4 protein-coding genes are annotated in these 3244 nt (G+C 69.3%); 2 read left to right on the plus strand and 2 right to left on the minus strand.

Going from position 1 to position 3244, the window contains the following annotated elements; translation table 11 throughout:
* Positions 1 to 86 precede the first annotated feature (86 nt).
* Together QZ709_RS17720 and QZ709_RS17725 are read left to right on the plus strand one after the other, a co-directional pair.
* Complete coding sequence (locus tag QZ709_RS17720; RefSeq protein WP_294638790.1) at positions 87 to 758, plus strand: response regulator transcription factor; 672 nt, start codon at positions 87 to 89, stop codon at positions 756 to 758.
* Positions 755 to 2137, plus strand: a complete 1383-nt coding sequence (locus QZ709_RS17725; protein ID WP_294638791.1) for an ATP-binding protein — start codon at positions 755 to 757, stop codon at positions 2135 to 2137. The genes QZ709_RS17720 and QZ709_RS17725 overlap by 4 nt, the downstream gene beginning before the upstream one ends.
* Here QZ709_RS17725 and ureG read toward each other — a convergent pair.
* Positions 2124 to 2771: an urease accessory protein UreG gene (ureG, locus tag QZ709_RS17730; RefSeq protein ID WP_294638792.1), complete on the minus strand. Its 648-nt coding sequence runs from the start codon at positions 2769 to 2771 to the stop codon at positions 2124 to 2126. The two genes, QZ709_RS17725 and ureG, sit on opposite strands and share 14 nt — an antisense overlap.
* On the minus strand, positions 2768 to 3244 hold a 477-nt coding region (locus QZ709_RS17735; RefSeq protein WP_294638793.1), incomplete at its 5' end, for an urease accessory UreF family protein. The genes ureG and QZ709_RS17735, both read right to left, overlap by 4 nt.

Here is a 3244-nt window from a genome sequence, read left to right on the forward strand (position 1 = left end):
GGCCGACGCGATCAGCTGGTATCAGGGGGCGGCCTGGGCTTACCATCACGCCGGTCTGAAAGCGGAAGAAAGGGTGGCGCGCCGCCATGCGGATCCTGTTGGTGGAGGATGACGGGCTGTTGGGCAACGGCTTGCAGCAAGGCCTGCGTCAGCAGGGCATGACGGTGGACTGGGTGGAGTCGGGCGAGCACGCCATCGCGGCCCTGGCTTCCCAGCGATACGACGCCCTCGTGCTGGACCGGCAACTGCCCGGGGTGCCGGGTGACGCCGTGCTGACGCGGCTGCGTCAACGAGGTGACGCCACCCCTGTGCTCTTCCTGACCGCCCGCGATGCGATCGAGGACCGTGTGGCAGGGCTGGATGCCGGCGCCGACGACTACCTGGTCAAGCCGGTGGACATGGCAGAACTGGCCGCCCGGCTGCGGGCCATGGGTCGACGCGCCGCCGGGCAGGCCGCGCCGGTGTTCCGTTGGGGCAGCCTGAGCCTGGACCCGGCTTCGCGCACCGTCACGCTGGATGGGCATCCTGTTGCGCTGGCGGTGCGTGAGTTCGATGTGCTGGCCAGGCTGATCCGTTCACCGCAGCGCCCGCAATCCCAGGCGCAGTTGACCGAGGCGCTGTATGGCTGGGATCAGGACATCGCGAGCAACGCGGTGGAGGTGCACGTGCACCACCTGCGGCGCAAGCTCGGTGCCGACTGGATCGTCACCATCCGTGGGGTGGGCTATGTGCTCAACCCGGCCAAGGCCGCAGCGTGACCCACTCCCTGCGAGCGCGGCTGGTCCGCAGCCTGTTGGTGGTCCTGCTGCCGGTCTGGGTCGCCATGGCGGCCTGGACGTACTGGTCCGTGATCGAGGAGGTGGACGAGATCTATGACCAGCAGCTGATGGAAGTGGCCTTGCCCTTGCTGCCTCAGTCGGTCTCGGCCTTGCACGAGTCGCTGGACGACATGCCGATCGACGAGCCCGATGGTGAGGGGGTGGACCTCGCCGTGCTGGCCTGGTCGGCGCAGGGCGCGCCCTTGTACCGCAGCCCGACCGCGCCCCCCTTGTCCTTCGCAGCGCGGCCGCGCGACCCGGCGGGACTCAGGGTGGCCCGCACGGTGACGTTGAACGGGCATGACTGGCGCGTGTGGTGGTTCGAACAGGCGCAGATGGGGCGCTGGCTGGCCGTGCTCAAGCCCATGAACGAGCGCAACGAGCTGGCAAGGGCGATGGCGCTGGGGCTCGGCCTGCCGACGCTGGCCACCGTGCTGCTGCTGACACCGGTGGTGCGGTGGGTGGTCCGCAGAGGGTTGAAGCCGCTACATCAGCTGGGCCGCCAGATCGCACAACGTAGGGCGGTGGACCTGACGCCCGTGAGCGAGGCGGGGCAGCCGTCGGAAACCGTGCCACTTGTGCAGGAGATCAACGCCTTGATGACGCGTCTGGCCCGGACCTTGTCGGCCGAGCGGCGTTTTACGGGGGATGCGTCACACGAGCTGCGTACGCCGCTGGCGGCATGTCGCGCGCAGATCGAGGTGGCGCGCGGTGCAGGCGATGCCGACGTGCGCGGCGTGGCCCTGGGCCATGCGTTGCAAGCGCTCGATCGTGCCACCCGCCTGACGGACGAGCTGCTGGCGCTGGCGCGCCTGGACCATGACACCGAGGCCCCTCTGAGCGCGACACCCGGCTGGCAGGCGCAACTCGATCTGGCCGCGCTGGTGCAGGATCGGGTGGCAGCGGTGGCCGTGCCGGCGCTGGCCCGAGGGTTGGAGGTGTCTCTGCAGGTCTCGGATGACGCGGCCCCGGTGGCGGGTCACCCCGACTGGATCGCCATGGCGGTCGACAACCTGCTCAGCAACGCGCTGAAGTACACGCCGGCGGGCGGACAGGTGCGGGTTGCGGTGGCGTCGGTGGAGCGCGGCATGGCCGTGGTCGTGCACGACACGGGACCCGGCGTGCGTCCGGAAGACTTGCCCAAACTGGGTGACCGGTTCGACCGTCTGGGGGCGCGGGGCGAGGGGGCGGGCCTGGGCCTGTCGATCGCGCGTCAGGTGGCGGCCCGCCATGGCGGGAGCCTGTCTTTCGCGGTCGATGGTGGCCTGCGCGCCACCTTGATCCTGCCGACGCAGGCGCCCGCGGTCACGCGGTCTTGAGCAACCCTTTGGTCTCGATGAACGAGATCACCTGATCCAGCCCGGCTTTCGTCTTCAGGTTCGTCATCACGAACGGACGGGTGGGCCGCATGCGCTTCGTGTCGGCTTCCATGATCTCCAGGTTGGCACCCACATACGGGGCCAGGTCCGTCTTGTTGATCACGAACAGGTCGCTCTTGGTGATGCCGGGGCCACCCTTGCGCGGGATCTTCTCGCCGGCGGCCACGTCGATCACGTAGATGGTGAGGTCGGACAGCTCGGGGCTGAAGGTCGCGGCCAGGTTGTCGCCGCCCGACTCAATGAAGACGATGTCGGCGTTCGGGTACTTGGCCAGCATGCGGTCGACGGCCTCGAGGTTGATCGAGGCGTCTTCGCGGATGGCGGTGTGCGGGCAGCCGCCCGTCTCCACGCCCATGATGCGATCCGGATCCAGCGCACCCGCCACGGTCAGCAGGCGCTGGTCTTCCTTGGTGTAGATGTCGTTGGTGATGACGACGAGGTCGTACTGCTCGCGCATGGTCTTGCAGAGCATCTCGAGCAGGGTCGTCTTGCCGGAGCCCACCGGGCCGCCCACACCCACGCGCAGCGGGGGCAGTTTCTTGGTGCGGCCGGGGATGTGGTGCAGGTTGCTCATGATCGGAACAGGCGGGAGTATTGCGTTTCGTGCTGGGCGCTCAGGATGGCCAGCATGGGGGAGAAAGCCTGGCGCTGCGAATCGGGCAGGGCCAGGGCGTGGTCGATGGCGTCGGGGATGGCGTCCACCAGGGCCTGCAGGATGCGCTGGCCGGCGCTCTGGCCCAGCGGCACGGCCTTGATGGCGGCCTGCACCATGTTCTCGGCCCAGCCAAAGGTGAAGCTCAACAGGGCTTCGCGCAGGGCGGCGTCGCTGTCCTGACCGGGGGCGGCGACGGGCAGGCACTGCGCCACGGCCAGCGCAAAGGCGACAGGCCAAGTGGGGGCGGGCGGCAGGGCCGCACACCGGGCCAGCCGGGCGTCGTCGGCATCGGCCTGTGCGCCACCCCCGCGGTTGCGCAACCACTCCACCAGCGAGCGGCCCATCTGCTCGGTCTGCAGCCGCAACTCGCTGGTCTCGCGGGTCTGCAGCAC

It is taken from the genome of uncultured Aquabacterium sp., from assembly GCF_913773725.1.
Taxonomy (GTDB): domain Bacteria; phylum Pseudomonadota; class Gammaproteobacteria; order Burkholderiales; family Burkholderiaceae_C; genus Aquabacterium.